Below are 21316 nucleotides of genomic sequence, written 5' to 3' on the forward strand. Positions count from 1 at the left end.
ATGAAATATTACAAATATATCTTCCTGTCCCTTTTGATTTGTGTGGCAGGACTTTTTACGGCATGTTCCGACTGGCTTGACTACAGTCCCAAAGACAAGGAGACTGAAGAGCAGACGTTCGGCACGCGTCAGGGATTTTATACGGCTGTCAATGGTGTTTACAATCGTCTGATCAGTGATGTCATGTATGGCAAGAATCTGACGTGGGGTATGCTGGACATCCTGGCATTGCATTATCAGACTCCGGCTTCATTGGTTTATGAGGGCTTTTCTGCATCCGAATTGGCGAACTATAACTATTCCAACACCAATGTGGCAGACTTGATGGAAAGTATCTGGGATGAAGCTTATGCCACCATCTTGAATATAAATGTTATTCTGGATAATGCCGAGACCCATCGGGGCACCGTGTTGTCGGAGGAAGATTATAATCTGATTCGTGGTGACATGCTCGCTCTCCGGGCTTTCTTGCATTTTGATATGTTGCGCATGTTCGGTCCAGTTTATAGCCGGGACCCTGAACAGTTATGCATCCCCTATGCTGACAGTCGGGAGGCAAAGGTCTATGAACAATTGTCTGCGCGTAGCATCATCTACGACCACCTCTTGCCTGATTTGGAGGCAGCTGAAAATTGTTTGCATGAGTATGACCCCATTATTACCCAAGGACCGTTATCCACGACGGAAGAAGGGGCAGACAACTATACCCGTTATCGTCAGTTACGTCTGAACTATTATGCGACAATCCTGTTGAAAGCCCGTGTCTATCTGTGGGCAGGCGACCGTGCTGCTGCATTGGTAGAAGCTCGTAAACTGACGGACGACCCGCAAGTGCGTACTTATTTCCCCGCTGTCGATTCCGATGAATTGCTTAGCGGAAGCAACAGTACACCTGACCGCACGTTCTCTACGGAAATCCTTTTTGGGTTTTATGACAGCGGACGGGATAACATCTATACATCCTACTTTGAATCATCGTTGACAACCTCCAGCTTGTTGACACCTCGTTCGAATTTTGTACAGGAGAGCTTGTTTGGTACTACCTCGCTCTATGATTATCGTGCCCGTTCACAGTGGACCATGAGCGGAGAGTTGGCTTACTTGATTAAGTATAAAGGACTGGAGTTGACAGCGACTCAATTGGAAGACGGTACTTATCCGTTCTGGACCTACTTTATGCCGCTGATGCATCTGAGTGAGGCTTATTATATCGCTGCTGAATGTCTGCAGGAGACTGACCCGGATGCGGCGTTGGATTATATGAATGAAATTCTCGCAACGCGTGGTCGCCAGCAACTGGCATCAGGAAGCAACCTGCTCACTGAGATACAGAAAGAGTACATGCGCGAAACGTGGGGAGAAGGGCAGGCATTCTTCCTTTTCAAACGTCTTTACATGAACATCACAAGGGACTTTAATGGCAATTCCACTTCTTCGAAGACGGCTTCAGACAATAACTTTGTGATACCTCTGCCTGAAAGCGAATTAATCAACCGTTAACTCCGTATGCATTATGAAACATATTATTAGTTGTATAGCAAGCCTGTTGTTGCTTATGCTGTTGATCCCGGCATGTTCCGAGGAAGAAATCATGACCTTTGATGGACGGGTTGCAGGAATCTATCTGCAGCGTAACTCGTCATACACCATGGATGGGCAGGGAAACATTTCGTCTCAGAAATATGCTGACTCCACCAGTCTTTCGTTTGCTGACAGTACGGAAGAAGCAACGCGCATCATTACTCAGCTTACGGTGAAAATCATGGGTAATGTGGTAGATTATGACCGTCCGTTTACGCTGAAGGTCGATGAGCAGGCCAGTACGGCAGTGCGAGGTACAAACTTTGATTTCAATGAGAGCGACTGTGTCATTCCTGCCGGGGCTGCACAGACCTACGTTCCCATTACGATTTATCGTACGCCGGATTTGGCAGAAGACGAAAAGAAGCATTACATCGAGTTCTACTTGGAAGATAATGATTTCTTTACCGTTGAACTGGAACAGTATAAGGACATTGATGACTGGGCGGCTACAGGAGATACGTTGTGTGGTTCTCGCTATACGATTATCTTCAGCGAGATTTATACTGTTCCCTTCTATTACGAAATCTTTGGTCCCGATTACTTTGGTGATTGGTCTGTATCTAAGGAAAAGCTTATCAACTCTTTGATGGGATGGACGCATCAGGATTGGGATAACGGCACTGTCCAGCTCGGTGCTTTGGGGTACGCAGCTCAGCTGACACATAACCACTTGCAGGAAGCTGCAGACAGTGGCAATCCAATTTTGGACGATGACGGAAGTTACATGCAGCTGACTGGAAGCTATGAGGTGGATTATTCAGCTTATGAATGACGATAGTTATCAATGCATTAAAAAAGAATGAATTATGAAATACATAAATTTAGGTTTTATTTCATTGCTGCTCTTGTTTATCGCAGCGTCCTGCTCGGAAGACAAAGGCAACTACACCTACGAGGATGTGCCGGAAATCACCATAACCGGTGTGCAGGAGAGCTATGACCTGATGCGTGGCGTCGATTCGCTGGTCTTTACCCCGACCGTCACGTCGAGCACCGAGGGAGAAATCGCAGCGGATAATCCTAACTACGAATACGGTTGTCTGCTTCGTCCCACAAACGGAACATCCTTTGGAGAGAACGACGATTCCTATACGCATGACATGAATCCTGACAAGACGCAGGCCTTTACGTATGGGTTCTCAGAGATGGTGGGCAGCTATCAAGGTATTTACACCGTGACTGACAAACGCACCAATGTGACAGCTTATCATACGTTTAATATCAGCCTCCGTTCCAGTGTCTATGAAGGTTGGATGGTGCTTTGCAACGAAGGGGACGACAACCGGGTACGGTTGGACATGGTGTCGGTCATTTCCAGTGACCGCATCACTCCGGTGTATGATGTGTTGAATGAGTCCTTCCCCGAGCAACACAATGCGACTCAAATCATGTTTGACCACAACATGTATGCTACAACGGGAGATTACATCTACCTGATGACAGAGACAGGTTCTTATAAACTGGAGAAGACGGAATTGACAGCTGAGACGGCAGACAATGTGGAAGGTGGATTCCTGTGTGACCTGAATGGGGATGTTCCCATCCGGTTTGCGGCATGTGGATGCTGTCCTCCCGGTTCCAGTGGGCATTTCATGACAACCAAGAACGGAAATGTGTACATCAATACGTTGTCCGGTTCCGGTGCTGCCTATGAATACCTTGGAAATACCTCTACTGAGCTTGGTGATGCCGAATACCGCGTATCCCCCTATATCGGGGTAGGCATGGAACGTAACGGACTGACTTTCCAGCCGAATTCGACTGCTGCTCTGTTCTATGACATTGACAACAAGCGTTTCATGACATGGAACACGTCTGCCAATGACCAACTGTTGTCTGAGGTTCCGGAGGGAGGAGCGACCTTCATCCCGTTCAAGACCGGTCAGGACCTTGTCTACATGGAAGGTACCAGTTACAACCAGAATGTTGTGTTTGCCATCCTGGAAGATGAGGGAGGTGCCCGCTCTGTATTAGCTACCAATCTGACGGACAACCAGTATGTGCAGGAGAACTACTATGAGGATATTCAGGCTGAGAATTTCAACGTGGCTGAACATTTTGCCTTCCATTCCCAATATCCCTACATGTTCTATGCTTATGGTAATAAGGTCTATACTTACCAGCTTGGTACAGGGATAACTACGGATATTTCTCTGCCTGCAGGGGAGGAAATCACCATGTTGAAGATAGACTTGTGGAAGTGGTTGACGCCTTCATCCATTCCGGAAGACAAGGTTGCCGAACAGCACTATGTGCTCGTAGGCTCTTACAATCCGGCTACAGGAGGTGATAATGGAGGTATTCTCCGACGTTACCGTCTGAATAACTCGACCAACAGTCTGGAACTTGTTAACGAGTGGAGCGGATTTGCCAAGATTGTGGATGTCTGCTACCGCGAACGCTTCTGATAATCTGATTAAGCTCTCTTATGCAGGGGATGTGGCACCGTGTTCGGGTGCTGCATCCCCTGTTTCTCTTCCGTTGTCCGGACTTTCTCCCGGCAAACACTGTTGTCCCACGGATGGAACACGTGAGTTTGACTCACACAACACAAGAGTTTGACCTGACAAACTAATTAGTTTGACATACCTAAGTATTATACTTAGACCACCAAAGTATCATACTTAGGCTGCCTAAGTATAATACTTTGGTCCATCAAACTACTATGTTTGTCAGGTCAAACTCTTGTGTTTGTCCGGTCGAAGACTTGTGTTTGACCGAACAAACACAAATGATACGACAGGCTCTCCTCTTTTTTTTTACTTCTTCTTCATAAACTCACTCGGACTCATGCCATACTTCTCCTTGAACCGTTGGCGGAAGTAGGGGACACTGCTGAAGCCTGTCATGTCGGACACCTCGGTCACGGTGTATTCGCCGGACTCCAGGAGGGTAGCGGCATGCCTCATCTTGGCATCGCGCACCAGCTCGTTGACGGAGATGTTCATCAGTGCCTTCACCTTGCGATAGAGGGTGGAGTGGCTCATGCACATCTTGTCGGCAATGAACGCGATGTCCATGCGTTCCAGGCTCATGTTCTCCTCGATGACCCGGTTCACCTTTTCCAGGAAGTTGCGGTCGAGCTTGCTGAGTTTCCGCAGGGCATCCGTCTCTTCCTGTCCGGGTTCTTCCGTCTGTTGGCTGCCGATGAGGCGTGCCAGTCGGCGTCGGTTGTCGAGCAGGTTGTCAATGCGGCTGATGAGCAGTCCGGCGCTGAACGGCTTGCTCAGGTACGAGTCTGCCCCGGCGGCATAGCCTTCCTCCTTGTCGCGGGTACTGTCCTTTGCCGTGAGCAGGATGACGGGGATGTGGCTCGTCTGTACGTCCTCCTTCACGAGACGGCAGAGCGTCACGCCATCCATGACCGGCATCATGATGTCGCTCACGATGAGGTCGGGGATTTGCTGTTGCGCCGCGTCGAGTCCCTCTTGTCCGTCGGCTGCCGTCACGACGTTGTAGCGGTCGGCGAGGGAGCTGCGGATGTATTCACGGATGTCCGCGTTGTCTTCCACCACGAGCACGATGGGGCGGTTGTCGTCCGTCGTTTCCGGCTGTTCACCGGAAGCAGCTTCCGGGAGTACGGCGTCCGTCCGTGACTCCTTGTGCAGTGCGTCGGGATAGAAGTTGTCGGTGAGCAGGCTGACGGTGAAGGTGCTGCCTTCTCCCGGTGTGCTCTTCGCGTCGATGGTGCCCTGATGGAGGCTGACGAGCGACTTCACCAGCGCCAGTCCGATTCCCGTCCCCGAGGCGCGATGGGGACTGTCCTCCTGGTAGTAGCGTTCGAAGATGTGCGGCAGTGCTTCCGCGCTGATGCCGTGTCCCGTGTCGCTGATGCGGATGACGGTGTGGCGTGTGCCGTCCGTCGTCTCAGTGGCGATGCTCAGGCTGATGCTCCCCTGCGGTGTGTACTTGATGGCGTTGGAGAGGAGGTTGTCGAGGATGATGGTCATCACGTCGGGGTCGAAATAGAGGGTGGTGTCCGTCGGAGCGATGGAGAGGCGGAAGTCCACCCGGGCGTTGGAGTTCAGTTCCTTGTAGCGCAGCCCGATTTCCTGCACCAGCTTGCCCAGGTCGGCACGCTCCACGCAGAGTCGGCGGTTCTCCGTCTCGGTCTTGCGGAACTCCAGCAGCTGGTTGATGAGGTTGAGCAGGCGGACGGAACTGTCGCGTATGGCGCTGAGCTTATTCGCATGACCGGGCGAGAGCGTCTTGTCCTGGAGCAGGTCCTCCAGCGGACCGAGGATGAGTGTCAGCGGCGTACGCAGCTCGTGGGTCATGTTGGTGTAGAAGCGGAGGCGTTCATCGTTGAGCTTCCGGTCGTTCTCGTGCTGGTGACGTTCCAGCTTCAGCCGGTTCTCCAGTTCCAGCCGGTGCTTGTAGAAGCGCAGTGCCAGGTAGAGCAGCAGGCATCCCATTGCCAGATAGAACAGCTTCGCATATCCTGTGAGCCACAGCGGGGGCAGGATGCGGATGGATACGGATGTCTCGTCGGTGCTCCACGGCTGGTTGCGCAGCCGTGCCTTGACACGGAAGGTATAGGTCCCCGGAGGCAGGTTGCGGAACATGACGCGGTGGTCGTTCCCGTTCTCGAACCAGGCGGTGTGCAGTCCTTCCATGAGGTAGGCATACTCCACCTGCCGGCTGCGGGTGTAGTCCATCACGTTGAAGGCGATGTGGAACGTGTTCTCGTCGTGGGCGAGGCGGATGGTCTGTCCGTCGGCAAGCGGCAGGATGCGCTCCAGGTTCTTCATGTCGCCGGTGCTGCTGAAGCTCCTGACTTCCGTGATGACCACGGGGCTGAGCCGACGTGGACGGTCGATGTCCGTGGGGGAGAAGCTGCACACACCCCGTTGCGAGCCGAAGCAGAGTTGCCCGTTGCGGTCGGTGCAGACGGCGCCGTCCATGAAGTCACCCTTGGGCACACCTTCATCGGACGTGTAGTTCTCGAACTGTTGTTCCTTCCGGTTCCAACGGGAGATACCCCCGTTGGTGCTGAGCCAGATTTCCCCGTCACGGTCTTCGGCGAGGGCACGCACATGCACGTTCACCAGTCCCTGCTTGCCGCTGTACAGCCGGCAGTCTTTCGGACGGGAAGGGTCGGGCAGGCAGGAGATGCCGTTGCGTGTGGCTATCCAGATACCTCCCTGCCGGTCGACGAGACAGTCGTTGACGGCGTTTGAGCCCAGTCCGTTGGTCTCGTCGAGGGCACAAATGAGCTTGTATGCGGGGTTGAAGGCGACGATGCCCTTGCCGAAGGTACCGACCCAGAGGTTGCCTTTGCGGTCGCGCAGGATGCGGTTGACCATGCGGTCGGGCAGCTGGCGGGTGATGTCGTCGCGTCTTTCCAGCCTGCCGTTCCGGCAGATGTAGAGTCCGTTGAGGGTGGCGACCCAGATGGTCCCGTCAGCGTCCTCGTGGAAGTCGCGTACGTCGAGTGCCGGGTCGGGAGACGCGATGCGGGTGAGGCGTCGGGTCGCCGGGTCACAGGTGAGCACGCCGTCGTTGTAGAGTCCCAGCCAGAGCAGTCCCTTACGGTCCTTGTAGAGTGCGTTGACGTGGGTGTTGGGGCTGGCAAGTCCCGTCAGTTCCAGGGTGAAGGCTTCCCGTTCGCCGTCGAAGGCGACGAGCCGGTTCTCACAGCCTGCCCACAGCAGCGAGCGGTTGTCGACGGCGAGGCTCCACACCTGGTTGGCGCCGGATGCGTCGGTGGAGGAGCCCGTGGGGAGGAGGGTCCGGAAGATGGGACGTTCGTAGCTCAGGAAGTCGATGCCCTGACGGTAGTTGCCAATCCAGATGTTGCCGAACGAATCCTGGAAGAAGCAGCGCGCATTGGCGGAGGAGATGCCGTCCCGTTGTCCCGCTCCGATGTTGTCGAAGCGGACGTCTCCGGACGACAGGGCCTGTGGGTCGAGGATGCTGACGCCGCCCATCTGTGTACAGACCCACAGACGTCCGTCGTCCGCCTGTCCGATGTCATAGACATAGTTGGAAAGGAGGGAGTGGGGGTTGCCTTCCTCGTGTCGGAAGGTGGTGAAGGTGCCCTGCTCCGGGTGGAAGAGGGCGAGTCCGTTGTTGGTGCCGACCCATACCCGGTGGTCTCTGTCGATGAAGATGCAGTGGACGATGTTGCCCGGCAGGCTGTGCGGGTCGTCCTGGTGGGTGAAGCTCCGGCAGGTGCGTTGCTTCAGGTCGATGAGGCTCATGCCCTGTCCGTCGTGCCCCACATAGAGGTGTCCGTTGCCGTCATCCCGGCTGCACCAGGAAGTCCCTTCGAAGTGCGCGATGTCGCTCATCCGCCAGGGAGTGAACGTGTGGCTTTTCGGGTCGAAGTGTTCCACTCCGAGGTGGTAGTGGGTGACCCAGATGCCCCCGTCGGCAGCCCGTGAGAGGTCGGTCACATCGCTCGACAGGAGTCCGTTCTGCGAGTTGTAACGGGCGGTGAACTGTTGGCTGACACAGTCGTAGACACAGAGGCCGTGGCGCTGGGTACCGATATATACAGTACGCGTGGAGGGGTCGCAGTATACGGTGTTGAGCTCGTTGCTGCTCAGGGCGGAGTTCTGTGTGTTGTAGACCGTTACCTCCGTTCCGTCGAACTTGTTCAGTCCCGATTCGGTGGCTATCCAGATGAAACCCTGGTAGTCCTGGGCGATGTCTACCACATAGTTGCTCGACAAGCCATTGTCCACGTTGAGATGCCTGAACGGATGGGAACCTTGTCCCCGGAGGGGGCCCGTCAGGAAGGAGAGACACAGTGCGATAAAAGTGACAGTGAAGTGAGAGATTCGCATAGCGTTCCAGTTAGGTTACAAAAGATTGACTGTGCGCAAAGGTAGTCCAAAATCTTAAATTGCTCGCACGTAAGCACTGCAATTCTTGCACCGTGGGCACATTTGACCGATAACTGACACCTTTTTGCCGAAATAGTTGCGCCGTGCTTTGTCGGCTCCTTCCTAGTTTTGCATCCGGAAAACCCATCACTGGACCGAACATGAAACACTTCTTCTTCTACTACCTGTGTCTGGCATTCCTCCTGCAAGCCTGTGGCGTGCGGGGCGGGAACCACGAACCGATACGTCCCGGAAAGCTGTGGCTGGACGACCGGGGAGTACACATCAATGCACATGGCGGAGGGGTCCTCTACCATAAGGGGACTTATTACTGGTACGGAGAGTATAAGTCCGACTCGACGAGCAAGGCGCTGGTGGGCATCACCTGCTACTCCTCGTCGAACCTCACCGACTGGAAGAACGAAGGAATCGCCCTGTCTGTGGCAGACAACGACACGACAAGCGACATTGCCAAGGGGTGCATCATGGAACGCCCGAAGGTAATCTACAACGAGCGGACCGGGAAGTTTGTCATGTGGTTCCACCTGGAGCTGCGTGGACGGGGCTATGCGGCTGCACGTTCAGCGGTAGCCGTCAGTGACTCCCCAACAGGCCCCTTCCGCCACCTGCGCTCGATGCGTCCCGATGCCGGGCAGCTGCCTTTCGACATGACGGCGGAAGAACGTGCCGTGCTCGACACGCTCGATGCCGCCAAGTATGCCCGATGGTGGACGCCCGAGTGGCGCGAAGCCATCCGCAAGGGGCTCTTCGTGAAGCGCGACCTGGAAGGCGGACAGATGGCACGGGACATGCAGCTCTTTGTCGATGACGACGGCAAGGCCTATCACATCTTCTCGTCGGAAGACAACCTGACGCTCCACATCGCCGAGCTGAGCGACGACTACCTGAGTCATACCGGGAAATACGTCCGGGTAGCTCCCGGCGGACACAACGAGGCACCGGCACTGTTCAAGAAGGACGGTGTGTACTGGATGATCACGTCCGGCTGTACGGGGTGGGACCCCAACGAGGCACGTCTGTTCTCCGCTCCCTCCATCTGGGGACCGTGGACGCAGCTGCCCAATCCCTGTGTCGGTCCGAAGTCCGAAATCACCTTTGGCGGACAGAGCACCTTTGTCCTCCGGTTACCCGGAGCGGACGACCGCTTCATCTTCATGGCGGACATCTGGCGTCCGAAGCATCCGAGCGATGCCCGTTACATCTGGTTGCCCGTCCGTTTCAAGGAGGGAGTACCTTATGTGGAGTGGATGGACCAGTGGGATCTGGGCTTTTTCGACCGTCCGATTGTCGAACAGGAATAACGGATGCTCCCTGCGGGCAGACATGTGGGGAGCCCTCATATAATAATAGGTGAACGTTCGCCGCTTCCGTCGCTGTTGCCCGTGAACCGGTAAACCGACGACGGGTCCACTGACAAGTGGAGTGCAGGCGAAATGAGTAATAGGTAAAAGGAAATGATTGTTTAAAGGAGGTCAATGTACCGAGATGACTTTCTTGTTGAGAGAAGCTTCGCCGTGATGGCGAGGCTTTCCTTTTATCCGTACGGCGGCAGGAGGACGTTGAAAAGGGTCGTTTTGCCTGAATACCGTGGGACATTTGCCCGAATACCGTCGGTGTTATTCGCTGCGGATGCTGTATATTTGCACAAATCATCACTTATAAACGCAGTATAGAACGAATCGCTATGAAAAAAACACTTCTGACTGCCCTGCTGCTCGCCTGGCTGGTGCCGGGCATGATACGGGGCGGAAACAACCTCCAGGAGAAAGACTACGTCGCTTACCTGTTCACCTACTTCACGGGCAACCGTATGGCAGAAGAGTCCATCCACTTTGCCGTCAGCCTCGACGGCTACACCTACCGTGCGCTCAACGGCAACAAGCCCGTGCTTGACTCCCGCCTCATCAGTTCTACCGGCGGTGTGCGTGACCCGCACATCCTGCGTGCTGAAGACGGACGGACGTTCTACATGGTCGTCACCGACATGGTGTCGGGCAACGGCTGGTCGTCCAACCGCGCCATGGTCCTGCTGAAGTCCACTGACCTGGTGAACTGGACACACTCCGTCATCAACATCCAGAAGCGCTACAAGGGACAGGGCAACCTGCGCCGTGTGTGGGCGCCACAGACCATCTTCGACCGCGAAGCCGGCAAGTACATGGTCTACTGGTCCATGCTCCATGAAGGTGGACCGGACATCATCTACTACGCTTACGCCAACGACGACTTTACCGACCTTGTGGGCGACCCCAAGCCTCTCTTCCTCCCGAAGGACAAGAAACCGTGTATCGACGGTGACATCGTGTTCAAGGACGGAGTCTACCACCTGTTCTACAAGACCGAAGGACACGGCGACGGCATCAAGGTGGCGACGACCCGCTCGCTCACTTCAGGGCAGTGGACGGAGTCGCCCGACTACAAGCAGCAGACGCCTGAGGCAGTCGAGGGCGCCGGGACGTTCAAGCTCATCGGTCAGGACAAGTATATCCTGATGTACGACGTCTACAAGAAGGGAGCGTACCAGTTCACCGAAACCACGGACCTGCAACACTTCAAGGTCGTCGACCATGCCGTGGACATGGACTTCCATCCGCGTCACGGCACGGTGATTCCCATCACACGCGATGAGCTGATTCGTCTGACCGACAAGTGGGGCAAGCCCGAGGGGCTGGGTGAGATTCCCAACAACCCCGTACTCCCCGGTTTCCATGCCGACCCGGAAGTGCTCTATTCCCGCCAGACAGGCAAGTACTATATCTACTCCACGAGCGACGGCTATGCCGGATGGGGCGGCTGGTATTTTACCGCCTACTCGTCCGATGACCTCCGGACCTGGCAGCCCGAAGGGACGGTGCTCGACCTGCGCTCGCCGCAAGTGTCGTGGGCTAACGGCAACGCCTGGGCTCCCGCCATGGAGGAGAAGCTGATTGACGGCAAATACAAATACTTCTTCTATTACAGCGGCAACCCGACCGACAACTCAGGCAAGCAGATTGGTGTGGCTGTCGGCGACTCGCCCGTCGGTCCGTTCAAGGACCTGGGACATCCCATCGTCACGGAGTCACCTGCCGGACACGGGCAGCAGATTGACGTCGATGTCTTCACCGACCCGGCGTCGGGCAAGAGCTACCTGTACTGGGGCAACGGCTATATGGCAGGTGCCGAGCTGAACGACGACATGGTGTCTGTCAAGACGGAGACCATCACCGAGCTGACCCCTCGAGGAGGCACGCTGAAGACCTACGCCTACCGCGAAGCCCCTTACGTGTTCTTCTACCGCGGACGCTACTACTTCATGTGGTCGGTCGATGACACCGGTTCGCCCAACTACCACGTCGTCTACGGCACGTCGGACTCGCCCCTCGGTCCCATCCAGGTCGCCAAGGACCCCATCGTGACCATTCAGGACCCGGCACAGGAGATTTACGGTCCGGCTCACAATTCGGTAGTCCGCAACCCGCAGACCGGTGAGTGGTTCATCGTCTACCACCGCATCAATAAGGATTACCTTCCGAAGGAGAAGGGACCGGGCTTTCACCGCGAAGTCTGCATCGACCGGCTGGAGTTCAACGACGACGGTACCATCCGGCGTGTGAAACTGACGAAGTAGGAGAATTGTCAACTTGTCCCCTTGTTAACTCATAAACCACTCATCCATGAAAAAGCTAAAATGTGCGGCTGCCCTGGCAGCTTGCTGGTGTCTGTCTCCGCTGCAGGCACATGTCACGGAGACGACGAACGTCCCCGACTCGGTATCTTTGTTTTCCTATGCGACTCCCGGCGATGAAGGGCGTAGCGGACTGAAGTTCGCCTGGAGTCCCGACGGCAACCGCTGGTTCACGGTGGGCGACGGCTATGCCTTTGTCCGTAGCGACTACGGTGCCTGGGGTGCGGAGAAGCGGATGGTCCGCCCGCAGCTCTATCAGGAGCCCGGAGGCGGTGCATGGCACTGCGTGTGGCAGCTTAACGGAAGCGGCAAGGAGCTTGCCCATGCGGCTTCTCCCGACCTGCTGAGCTGGAAACGTCAGACTTACTTTACGCCCCAGCAACGCAAGGACCTCCCTGCTGCCAGCTGGAGAAGCGGACGACCGGAGCGTGTCACCCTCGACGGGGTGCAGCTGGAGGGCAGCGTGATGCGGGTAGCTTGGGCGGACGTGGAACGCCTGAACCGCCATGCTGCCTACCGTGCGTACATCGGACAACTGCACGATGAGCGTACCGAGCAGGACCCGCAACGCTTTGCCGGACTGAAGCCCGTCCATGTGAACCTGACGGTGGACGGCGGCAAGGCAAAGCACATCAGTGACAAGCTCATCGGGGTCTTCTTTGAGGACATCAACTACGGAGCCGACGGAGGACTCTATGCCGAACTGATTCAGAACCGTGACTTCGAGTACAGCGCGGCGGACCGCGGCGAGTGGAACGCTACCACGGCATGGAGCCTCGAAGGCAAGGGCACGGAATTGCGGATAGCTACCGATTCGCCCATCCATCCCAATAATCCCCACTACGCCGTGCTCGACGTGAAGCAGCCGGGTGCTTCGCTGTCAAACGGAGGATACGACGGCATCGTGCTGCGCAAGGGAGAGAAGTATGACTTCTCGTGGAGGACGCGCATGCTCGGCGGACGTCCGGGCAAAGTGAACGTCAGCCTGTGCACACCCGACGGACAGGTGCTGGCTGCCAAGTCCTTCCGCCTGAACGGCAAGGACTGGAAGAAGCTGGATGCCGTGTTCACACCGACAGCGGATGCCGATGCCGCCCGGCTGGTCATCACACCCGCCGAAGCCGGCACCTACGCCTTCGACATGGTGTCGCTCTTCCCGCGCAACACCTTCCGCGGACATAAGAACGGGTTGCGTGCCGACCTGGCACAGGCGATAGCCGACCTTCATCCGCGCTTCGTCCGCTTCCCCGGCGGATGCGTCGCACACGGCAACGGCATCGACAACATCTACCGCTGGAAGAACACCATCGGTCCGCTCGAAGCCCGCAAGCCAATGCGCAACCTCTGGGGCTACCACCAGACGATGGGACTGGGATACTACGAATACTTCCGCTTCTGCGAAGACATGGGAGCAGAGCCTTTGCCGGTGCTTGCTGCCGGAGTTCCCTGCCAGAACTCGGCGTGTCCGGAAGGGCATCTCCTGGGAGGCGGACAGCAGGGAGGCATCCCGATGGAAGAGATGGACGCATACGTGCAGGACATCCTGGACCTCATCGACTACGCCAATGCGGACCCGAAGCAGAACAAGTGGGCGAAGATGCGTGCCGAAGCCGGTCACCCTGCGCCCTTTAACCTGAAGTACATCGGTATTGGCAACGAAGACCTCATCACCGACGTGTTCGAGGAGCGTTTCACGATGATTTACGAAGCCATCCGGAAGCATCATCCTGAAATCACCGTCGTCGGGACCGTCGGACCTTTCTGGGAAGGAACGGACTATGAGGAGGGCTGGGACCTTGCCACCCGCCTGCAAGTCCCCATTGTCGACGAGCACTACTACAACACCCCGGGCTGGTTCATCAACAACCAGGACTTCTATGACCGTTACGACCGTTCGAAGTCGAAAGTATACCTGGGCGAATATGCCGCCCACCTGCCGGGACGTCCCAACAACATCGAGACCGCCCTGGCGGAGGCCCTCTACCTCACGTCGGTGGAACGCAACGGCGACGTGGTGACCATGACGTCCTATGCCCCTCTGCTGGCAAAGGAAGGACATACCCAGTGGAATCCCGACCTGATTTACTTCAACAACCGCGAGGTACACCCCACCGTGGGCTACTATGTGCAGCAGCTCTACGGACAGAACGCCGGAGATGCTTATCTGCCCGTCAGCATCCGGACCGACAGTCGGCGCAGCGATGTGAACAGACGCATTGCCGTCTCCGTGGTGAAGGACAGCCGCAGCGGTGACCTCATCGTGAAGCTGGTGAACCTCCTGCCCGTGGAAGTGCGGACGGACGTGAACCTCCAGGGAATTGAACAGGTGAAGCCGACTGCCACCAAGACCGTACTCACTGGTACGCCGACAGACCGGAAGGCACGTCCCGTGACCACTACGTTCGAGCCGGGCGGTACATCGTTCCCCTGCACGCTTCCTGCCTATTCCTTCACGGTCATCAGACTGTGACATCCCGGTCCCGACCCCTATTGATAACCCTAAAAAGAATATCCAAATCCAATGAAAAGACTGTTAGCTTTCGGACTTTCGCTCCTTCTCGCCTTCGGTGCTGCCAACGGCATCTTGGCGCAGGAACACGACAAGTTTGAAGTGGGGCAGGGCACCTTCCTGCTGAACGGCAAGCCGTTTGTAATCAAGGCGGCCGAGGTGCACTATCCCCGTATTCCTGAACCTTACTGGGAACACCGTATCGAAATGTGCAAGGCGTTGGGCATGAACACGCTCTGCCTCTATGTATTCTGGAATCTGCACGAGCCCAGCCCCGGGCAGTTCGACTTCTCGGGGAACAACGACATCGCCCGGTTCTGCCGGCTAGCGCAGAAGCACGGGATGTACGTCATCGTGCGTCCGGGACCCTACGTCTGTGCCGAATGGGAAATGGGCGGACTGCCCTGGTGGCTACTGAAGAAGGACGACGTACGCCTCCGCACCCTCGACCCCTACTACATGGAACGTGTGGGCATCTTCATGAAGGAGGTGGGCAGGCAGCTCGCTGACTTGCAGGTGAGCCGCGGCGGAAACATCATCATGGTACAAGTGGAGAACGAGTACGGGTCCTACGGGACGGACAAGCCCTATGTATCTGCCATCCGTGACCTGGTGCGTGCCTCCGGATTCACCGACGTCCCTCTCTTCCAGTGCGACTGGAGTTCCAACTTCACCAACAATGCGCTCGACGACCTGCTCTGGACCGTGAACTTCGGTACGGGTGCGAACATCGACGAACAGTTCCGCAAGCTGAAGTCGCTCCGTCCCGACACACCGCTCATGTGCAGCGAGTTCTGGAGCGGATGGTTTGACCACTGGGGACGCAAGCACGAGACGCGCGATGCTGCCACCATGGTCAGTGGCATCAAGGACATGCTCGACCGCGGCATCTCCTTCAGCCTCTACATGACACACGGAGGAACGACCTTCGGCTGGTGGGGTGGCGCAAACAACCCCGCCTATTCGGCGATGTGCAGCTCGTATGACTACGACGCGCCCATCAGCGAAGCCGGATGGACTACACGCAAGTACTTCAAGCTCCGTGACCTCTTGCAGTCCTACCTGCCTGCCGGTGAGACACTGTCCGAGCCTCCTGCACCCATCCCCGTCATAGAGGTGCCCGCCATCACCCGTTGGCAGGTTGCACCCCTCTTTGACAACCTGCCCGCTCCCAAGCAGACAGAGGACATCCGTCCGATGGAGCAGTTCGACCAGGGATGGGGCACCATCCTCTACCGCACGACGCTGAAGGACGACATCTCCGGCACGCTTCACATCGACGAGGTGCATGACTGGGCACAAGTCTTTGCCGACGGACGTCTGCTGGGACGGCTTGACCGTCGGCAGGGAGAGTTCACCCTTCCGCTGAAAGGTACCTTGAAGAAGGGCACCCGGCTGGACATCCTTGTCGAAGCGATGGGGCGTGTCAACTTCGACAAGTCCATCCATGACCGCAAGGGCATCACCCGGCGGGTGGAGGTGCTCAGCGGAGACACTGCCCGCGAGCTGAAGGGGTGGACCGTCTACAACTTGCCACCCTTTCATGACTTCGTCAGTCACAGGAACTACCGCCCCGGCAAGGCGGACGGGATGCCTGCCTATTACCGCGCCACGTTCAAGCTCGACCGTCCGGGAGATACCTTCCTCGACATGCGTACGTGGGGCAAGGGCATGGTCTGGGTCAACGGACACGCCTTGGGACGGTTCTGGGAAATCGGTCCGCAGCAGACGCTCTACATGCCCGGCTGCTGGCTGAAGAAGGGGGAGAATGAAATCATTGTCCTCGACCTCAAGGGACCTGCCGAGACCTGCGTTGCCGGACTGGCTACCCCCATCCTTGACCAGCTCCGTGTGAAGGCGCCCGAGACACACCGCAAGGACGGGCAGAACCTGAAGCTCGACGGCGAGACACCGGTACACACCGGGACGTTCGCTTCGGGCAACGGCTGGCAGGAGGTGAAGTTCGACCACCCTGTGGAGGGACGCTTCTTCTGCCTCGACGCCACGAGCAATTATGACGGAAGCAACATAGCCGCCATTGCCGAGCTGGATGTGCTGGGAGCCGACGGCAAGCCGCTCTCGCGCGAACACTGGACGGTGGTCTATGCCGACAGCGAGGAGACGCGCAGTGGCAACCGTACGGCTGACAAGGTGTACGACCTGCAGGAGAGTACCTTCTGGCAGACGGTGGACAACACCGCCTATCCTCATCAGCTGGTGATTGACCTGGGGCGCAACTGCCGGGTGACGGGCTTCCGCATGTTGCCCCGTGCCGAGGCAGGTGCTCCGGGACAAGTGAAGGACTACAGGATTTACGTGAAGGCAAAGGACTTCGCGTATTGAATTGACTATTAAATAACAGAGCCACGGAGGCGCGGAGGAATCAGCCGGATGCTGTTCCTTCTCTGCGACCTCCGTGGCTCTGTTGTTGTCTGTATCAGGTTGTCGGCGGATGCCGTTGTCCTTATTCGCCCGTCAGCACCATGCCGCCGTTGGGCTGGAGCGTTACACGGACGGCTTCGGGGTTCTTCACCGTCAGCTGTCCTTCCTCCAGGGCGAGAGACTTCCGGTTGTCGGTGTAGCTGTGCAGCTTCGTCCCCTTGTCGAACATCGGCAGACGGAGCTTCAGTTCGAGCGGTTCCTTTCCGGCATTGACGCCGGCGATGTACCAGCGGTCGCCGTGGCGACGTGCCAGCACACAGTAGCGTCCCGGGTAGCCGTCGATGAAGCGTGTCTCGTCCCACGTCGTGGGTACCTCCTTCATGTACTCGATGGCGGCAGCCGGTGCATCCGTCAGGTTGTTGGGTGCCAGGGCGAAGTTCTGGATGGGGTTCTGGAAGAGGACCGACGTGGCTAGTTGGAAGGCATCCGTGGTACGGCGTGTGCAGCCTCCGTCGTTCGTGCGGTTCAGTCGTCGGTTGAGCACCACACCGCCGAACTCCATGCAGCCCACGGTGTTGCGGATGAACGGGTGCAGGCAGGCGTTGAACGCCTCGTTGTCGTCGGAGCTTTGGTTGAAGACGAGGTTCTCCGAGGCAAGGACGGCTTCGCTGCCCACGTAGTTGGGGTACATCCGTTCCCAGCCGCGCGGCAGGGTACAACCGTGGAAGATGACCATCAGCCCGTAGTCGTCGGTATCGCTGAGGATGTCCTCATACAGCCGCATGGTCTCCTGCTTGTCGCCGCCGAAGAAGTCCACCTTGATGCCCTTCACACCCAGTGAGGCGAGCCACTTCATCTCCCGTTTGCGGACAATGGGGTCGTCCATGCAGTTCACCGGTCCCTGTTCGATGTCGTTCCAGTAGCCGCTGGAGCTGTACCACAGGAAGAGGCTGACCCCCTTGGTGCGTGCATAGGCTGCCAGGTCGGCGATGCGCTCGCGTCCGATGCGTGTGTCCCACCAGTTGTCCACCAGTGTGTACTCATAGCCCATGGCGGCGGCAAGGTCGATGTAGCGCACCTGGTCGTCATAGTTGATGCTGCCGTCCTGCCACAGTATCCAGCTCCACGTGCCGCGTCCGTAGCGGTAGGTATGTTCCGACGCATAGCGGGGTTCCACCACGTCCCAGGGGACAGTCGTCTCGACGATGGGTGCCAGGTCGTCGCCGACGGTCAGCGTCCGCCACGGTGTGTGTCCGGGGAGTGCCATGCCGGCAGTGGCAGTACCGTTGCCATTGTTCTCCTCGGGCATGGGGAACGCCACGGTGTAGAGTCCGTCGGGCGTGGCGTCGCTCAGGTGCGAGGCGCAGTAGCGACGGTCCACACCGGTCTCGCTGACGAGTGCCCAGTGGCTTCCGCTGACGTGGAAGAGCCCGGGGAAGGTGTAGCCGTGTCCGTATTGCGAGCGTTCGCTCATCGGGGCATCCGGCTTGTAGACCTCTTCGTAGCTGGGCTTCGTACGTTTCCAGCCTATCATGGCGTCGCTCTGCGGAGTCAGGAAGGTCGTGGTGCCCTCGGGAAAGTCAAAGCCGGTGGCTTCCCGTTCGATGACGATGCTTCCCGTCTCGCCGAAGCGCGGCAGTTCGTAGCGGAATGCCACGTCGTTGTTGCTCACGCGGAAGACCACGTCGAACGTACGTCCCGCTGCATCCTTCAGGCTGACGGCTAGTTCGTTTGCCCGATAGTGCACCTCGGACTGCTTGATGCGGTCCAGCCGGTAGGTCTCGTCGAGCGTCTTCCGTTCAGCTCCGGCAAAGGTCAGTCCCCGGGTAAAGTCGCCCACGTTAGCTACGAAGCCCAGTGGGGAGTCTTCCAGGATGGTTGCCGACTGATAGGTCACGCCGTAGACCGGCTTTCCTTCTTTCACTGCCACATCGACGCGCAGCCTGTTGTCGGGGCTGCTCACGGTAGCATCCTGTGCCCATGCTGCCAGTGGCAGGCACAGACCGATGAGGATAGATAGTGTTCTGTTCATGTATAAGGTTTTTAGTTTATGAGTCTGTTGATAGGGGGACGCACGTCCCCAGGCAGGTCTGCCTGTAGGTTTTCAGTTTAGGTTGCCCGAAGGTACGCACTTCCGTTGGAACGTCCAACTTGCCGTCTGATAATTTGTGGATAAAAGAGGAGGGTATACATTCCTCTTCGGGAACATATACCCTCAACACGTTTCTTGTATCACTTGTTCTTTACTTCGTGCTGTTCTCGTCGGCTACGGCTTCTTGCCAGGAAGTCCACATGGGAGCATTGGCATCATAGCCGTCGTAACCATAGTTTTGTGCCAATTCTCCTTTATTGTTCCCGACAATAGACCCGTTAGGGATGGGCCAGTACAGGTTGTGTTTATCCATCCGGTAGTTGAGAGCCGTGGCCTGACCGGAGGAGATGGTGTAGCCTCTGTTGTAGTAGGAGTAATGAATAACTCGCTGGTACCAGTAACTTCCTCCTTTGTCGTCGGTACCGCTCTGTTTATCCCAATTGCTAAGGTTGTAGGTGTTTCCCCATTCGTCGGCAATTCCGCTCAGGGCAAGGCAGTAGGACACGCGGACGAGTTCTGTGTGACGCCACTCTTCGAGGTAGAGTTCACGGGCACGTTCGTTCATGATGTCGCCGATGTTTACTTTCGTATAATATTGCGAGCATTGTGCGCGGTGACGCACGGTGTTGACATCCTCTGTTGCACCTGCCACATTGCCTTGATAAAGGCGTGCTTCGGCACGGAGCAGGTAGGTCTCAGCTGAACGGTAGAGATACCAATTGGCGTTGCTTCCTTTGGTTGCTCCATTGAACTGGTTCGCGCCCATGTTCTGTTCCGCACTCTCATCTTTGAGATAGACTTTGTAGAGTGGAAAGTCGAACCAGTCGCGGATGGTGTCATTACAAAGCAGGTCGCCTTGTTTTACGGTGTATTTGGGTGTGCCGTCGGCGTTGTACAGCAGATTCCCTTGTGCATCGCGTGCGGCGATGGTGGTGTCTGAGTAGAGCATTACGTTACGTCCGTTGTAGAGTCGGGAGGCTGTATTGTAGTATTTCAGGTCTTCCATGTTGACCCAGTTGCCCACTTCGGAGTTGTGACGCAGGTCTGCCCGGTCTTCCACTCCGTTGACCTTCCACAGTCCATGCTGTGCAAAATGGGTGAGTCGTATGGTAGCGATGCCTCTACCTAGCGCTCGTGTCCAGTCATACTGTTGATTATAACTTTTGTTGTTACGGGCGTAGTTGATCATGGCCTGGTTGCCGTCAGGCATCTTGAGGTTCTTGTCATTCCAGAATGGAACAAAAATGCGCATGGTGAGGAAGTCGGTGTGTGACTCATTCGAGTTGTTGGGCATCATCATGATGGTTTCAGTATTGGAGGCAAGCGCTTTGTTTTCCGGACGGTGCAAGTCCCAGATGACGTTGCGCGTGATGTGCCAGGTGTCCGGTTCCCCACTATTGGCAAATGAACCAAAGCTGTTGGTCATGAGCGGATATTGTCTGATGAGTGTGTCTGCCTGTGCTTCCGCCTTGGCCCACTGCCCTGTGGCTAGATAGCATTTGATGAGGAGCTGGCGGCAGGCGCCTTTATTCACCATACCGTAGTACTTCGTGTCTGCCTGTTCCGGTACCCATTGTACAGCCTTTTCCATATCCTGAGTAATCATTTGGAGTATGGCTTCCTTCTTGGTGGTGCGGTAGTTCTGTTTGGGTATCTCCAACAGTTTTGTGACCAAAGGCACGTTGCCGAACTGAAACACGAGGTTCAGGTAGCGGTAGGAGCGATGGAAGTAGGCGCGTCCCATATAGGCGTGCCGAGTGGTTTCGTCAAGTCCTTGAATGTTGTCCAAGTATGCAAGTACAGTGTTGGCATACTTGATGCCGTTGTAGCTCTGTCCCCAAAAGTAGGATATCTGGTTGTCGTCACCATTGCTGATACCGTTGGTAGGCGTTAATTTGTCGGCAAAGTTGTCGTAGCATCCCCAGCTCCCCGCGTCGGTTTTTCCGTAGAGGGCAAGATCGGAGAAGAGGTATTCCGTAGAGATGGGTACATTGATGTTGTTGGTCTCGAAGTCGGTCCAGTACAGGCGCAAGTGGCGGTCACACATTGCGAGAGCAGCTTGCAGTCCTGATTCGGAGGTAAAGGTTTTCTCCGGTTCATAGAACGACAGCGGGTCAGGTTCGAGGAAGCTGTCAGTACATCCAGCAGAAAGACATGCTCCGCTCAGCAGGAGCAATCCTTTCGAAAGTGTATGTTGAATAGATTGTTTCATTGTGTTTCGTGCGTTAAGG

10 protein-coding genes are annotated in these 21316 nt (G+C 56.5%); 7 read left to right on the top strand and 3 right to left on the bottom strand.

Annotated features, from left to right (window positions below; genetic code table 11):
* Genes C8275_RS04180 through C8275_RS04190 form a run of 3 tightly spaced genes read left to right on the top strand, consistent with a single transcriptional unit; the run spans position 1 to position 3992 of the window.
* Positions 1 to 1500: a RagB/SusD family nutrient uptake outer membrane protein gene (locus tag C8275_RS04180; RefSeq protein ID WP_106484213.1), complete on the top strand. Its 1500-nt coding sequence runs from the start codon at positions 1 to 3 to the stop codon at positions 1498 to 1500.
* Between the two features lie 13 nt (positions 1501 to 1513).
* Complete coding sequence (locus C8275_RS04185; RefSeq protein WP_106484214.1) at positions 1514 to 2356, top strand: DUF4843 domain-containing protein; 843 nt, start codon at positions 1514 to 1516, stop codon at positions 2354 to 2356.
* A 34-nt stretch (positions 2357 to 2390) separates the two neighbouring features.
* On the top strand, positions 2391 to 3992 hold the full coding sequence (locus tag C8275_RS04190) for a PKD-like family lipoprotein (protein WP_106484215.1): 1602 nt from the start codon (positions 2391 to 2393) through the stop codon (positions 3990 to 3992).
* 351 nt (positions 3993 to 4343) lie between these two features.
* Here C8275_RS04190 and C8275_RS04195 read toward each other — a convergent pair whose 3' ends face one another.
* A complete protein-coding gene (locus C8275_RS04195) occupies positions 4344 to 8369 on the bottom strand; it encodes a two-component regulator propeller domain-containing protein (protein ID WP_369861206.1) in 4026 nt (1341 codons plus the stop codon).
* A 206-nt stretch (positions 8370 to 8575) separates the two neighbouring features.
* On the opposite strand from C8275_RS04195, the gene C8275_RS04200 reads away from it, so the two are divergent.
* The 4 genes from C8275_RS04200 to C8275_RS04215 all read left to right on the top strand — a co-directional run bounded on the left by C8275_RS04200 (position 8576) and on the right by C8275_RS04215 (position 16954).
* Complete coding sequence (locus tag C8275_RS04200) at positions 8576 to 9736, top strand: glycoside hydrolase family 43 protein (RefSeq protein WP_106484217.1); 1161 nt, start codon at positions 8576 to 8578, stop codon at positions 9734 to 9736.
* Positions 9737 to 10119: 383 nt separating this feature from the next.
* Positions 10120 to 12045 (top strand): family 43 glycosylhydrolase, encoded by a 1926-nt coding sequence (locus C8275_RS04205; RefSeq protein ID WP_106484218.1) that lies wholly within the window; start codon positions 10120 to 10122, stop codon positions 12043 to 12045.
* A gap of 46 nt (positions 12046 to 12091) precedes the next feature.
* On the top strand, positions 12092 to 14572 hold the full coding sequence (locus C8275_RS04210; RefSeq protein ID WP_106484219.1) for an alpha-L-arabinofuranosidase C-terminal domain-containing protein: 2481 nt from the start codon (positions 12092 to 12094) through the stop codon (positions 14570 to 14572).
* A gap of 51 nt (positions 14573 to 14623) precedes the next feature.
* Positions 14624 to 16954 carry a beta-galactosidase gene (locus tag C8275_RS04215; RefSeq protein ID WP_106484220.1) on the top strand — a complete coding sequence of 777 codons (2331 nt, stop codon included), beginning with the start codon at positions 14624 to 14626 and terminating at the stop codon, positions 16952 to 16954.
* 121 nt (positions 16955 to 17075) lie between these two features.
* On the opposite strand, the gene C8275_RS04220 is transcribed toward C8275_RS04215, so the two are convergent.
* Positions 17076 to 19025 (bottom strand): glycoside hydrolase family 97 protein, encoded by a 1950-nt coding sequence (locus C8275_RS04220; protein WP_106484221.1) that lies wholly within the window; start codon positions 19023 to 19025, stop codon positions 17076 to 17078.
* Positions 19026 to 19236: 211 nt separating this feature from the next.
* A complete protein-coding gene (locus tag C8275_RS04225; RefSeq protein ID WP_106484222.1) occupies positions 19237 to 21297 on the bottom strand; it encodes a RagB/SusD family nutrient uptake outer membrane protein in 2061 nt (686 codons plus the stop codon).
* Between the last annotated feature and the right edge of the window lie 19 nt (positions 21298 to 21316).

This window comes from Bacteroides sp. Marseille-P3684 (genome assembly GCF_900291465.1).
Lineage (GTDB): Bacteria > Bacteroidota > Bacteroidia > Bacteroidales > Bacteroidaceae > Phocaeicola_A.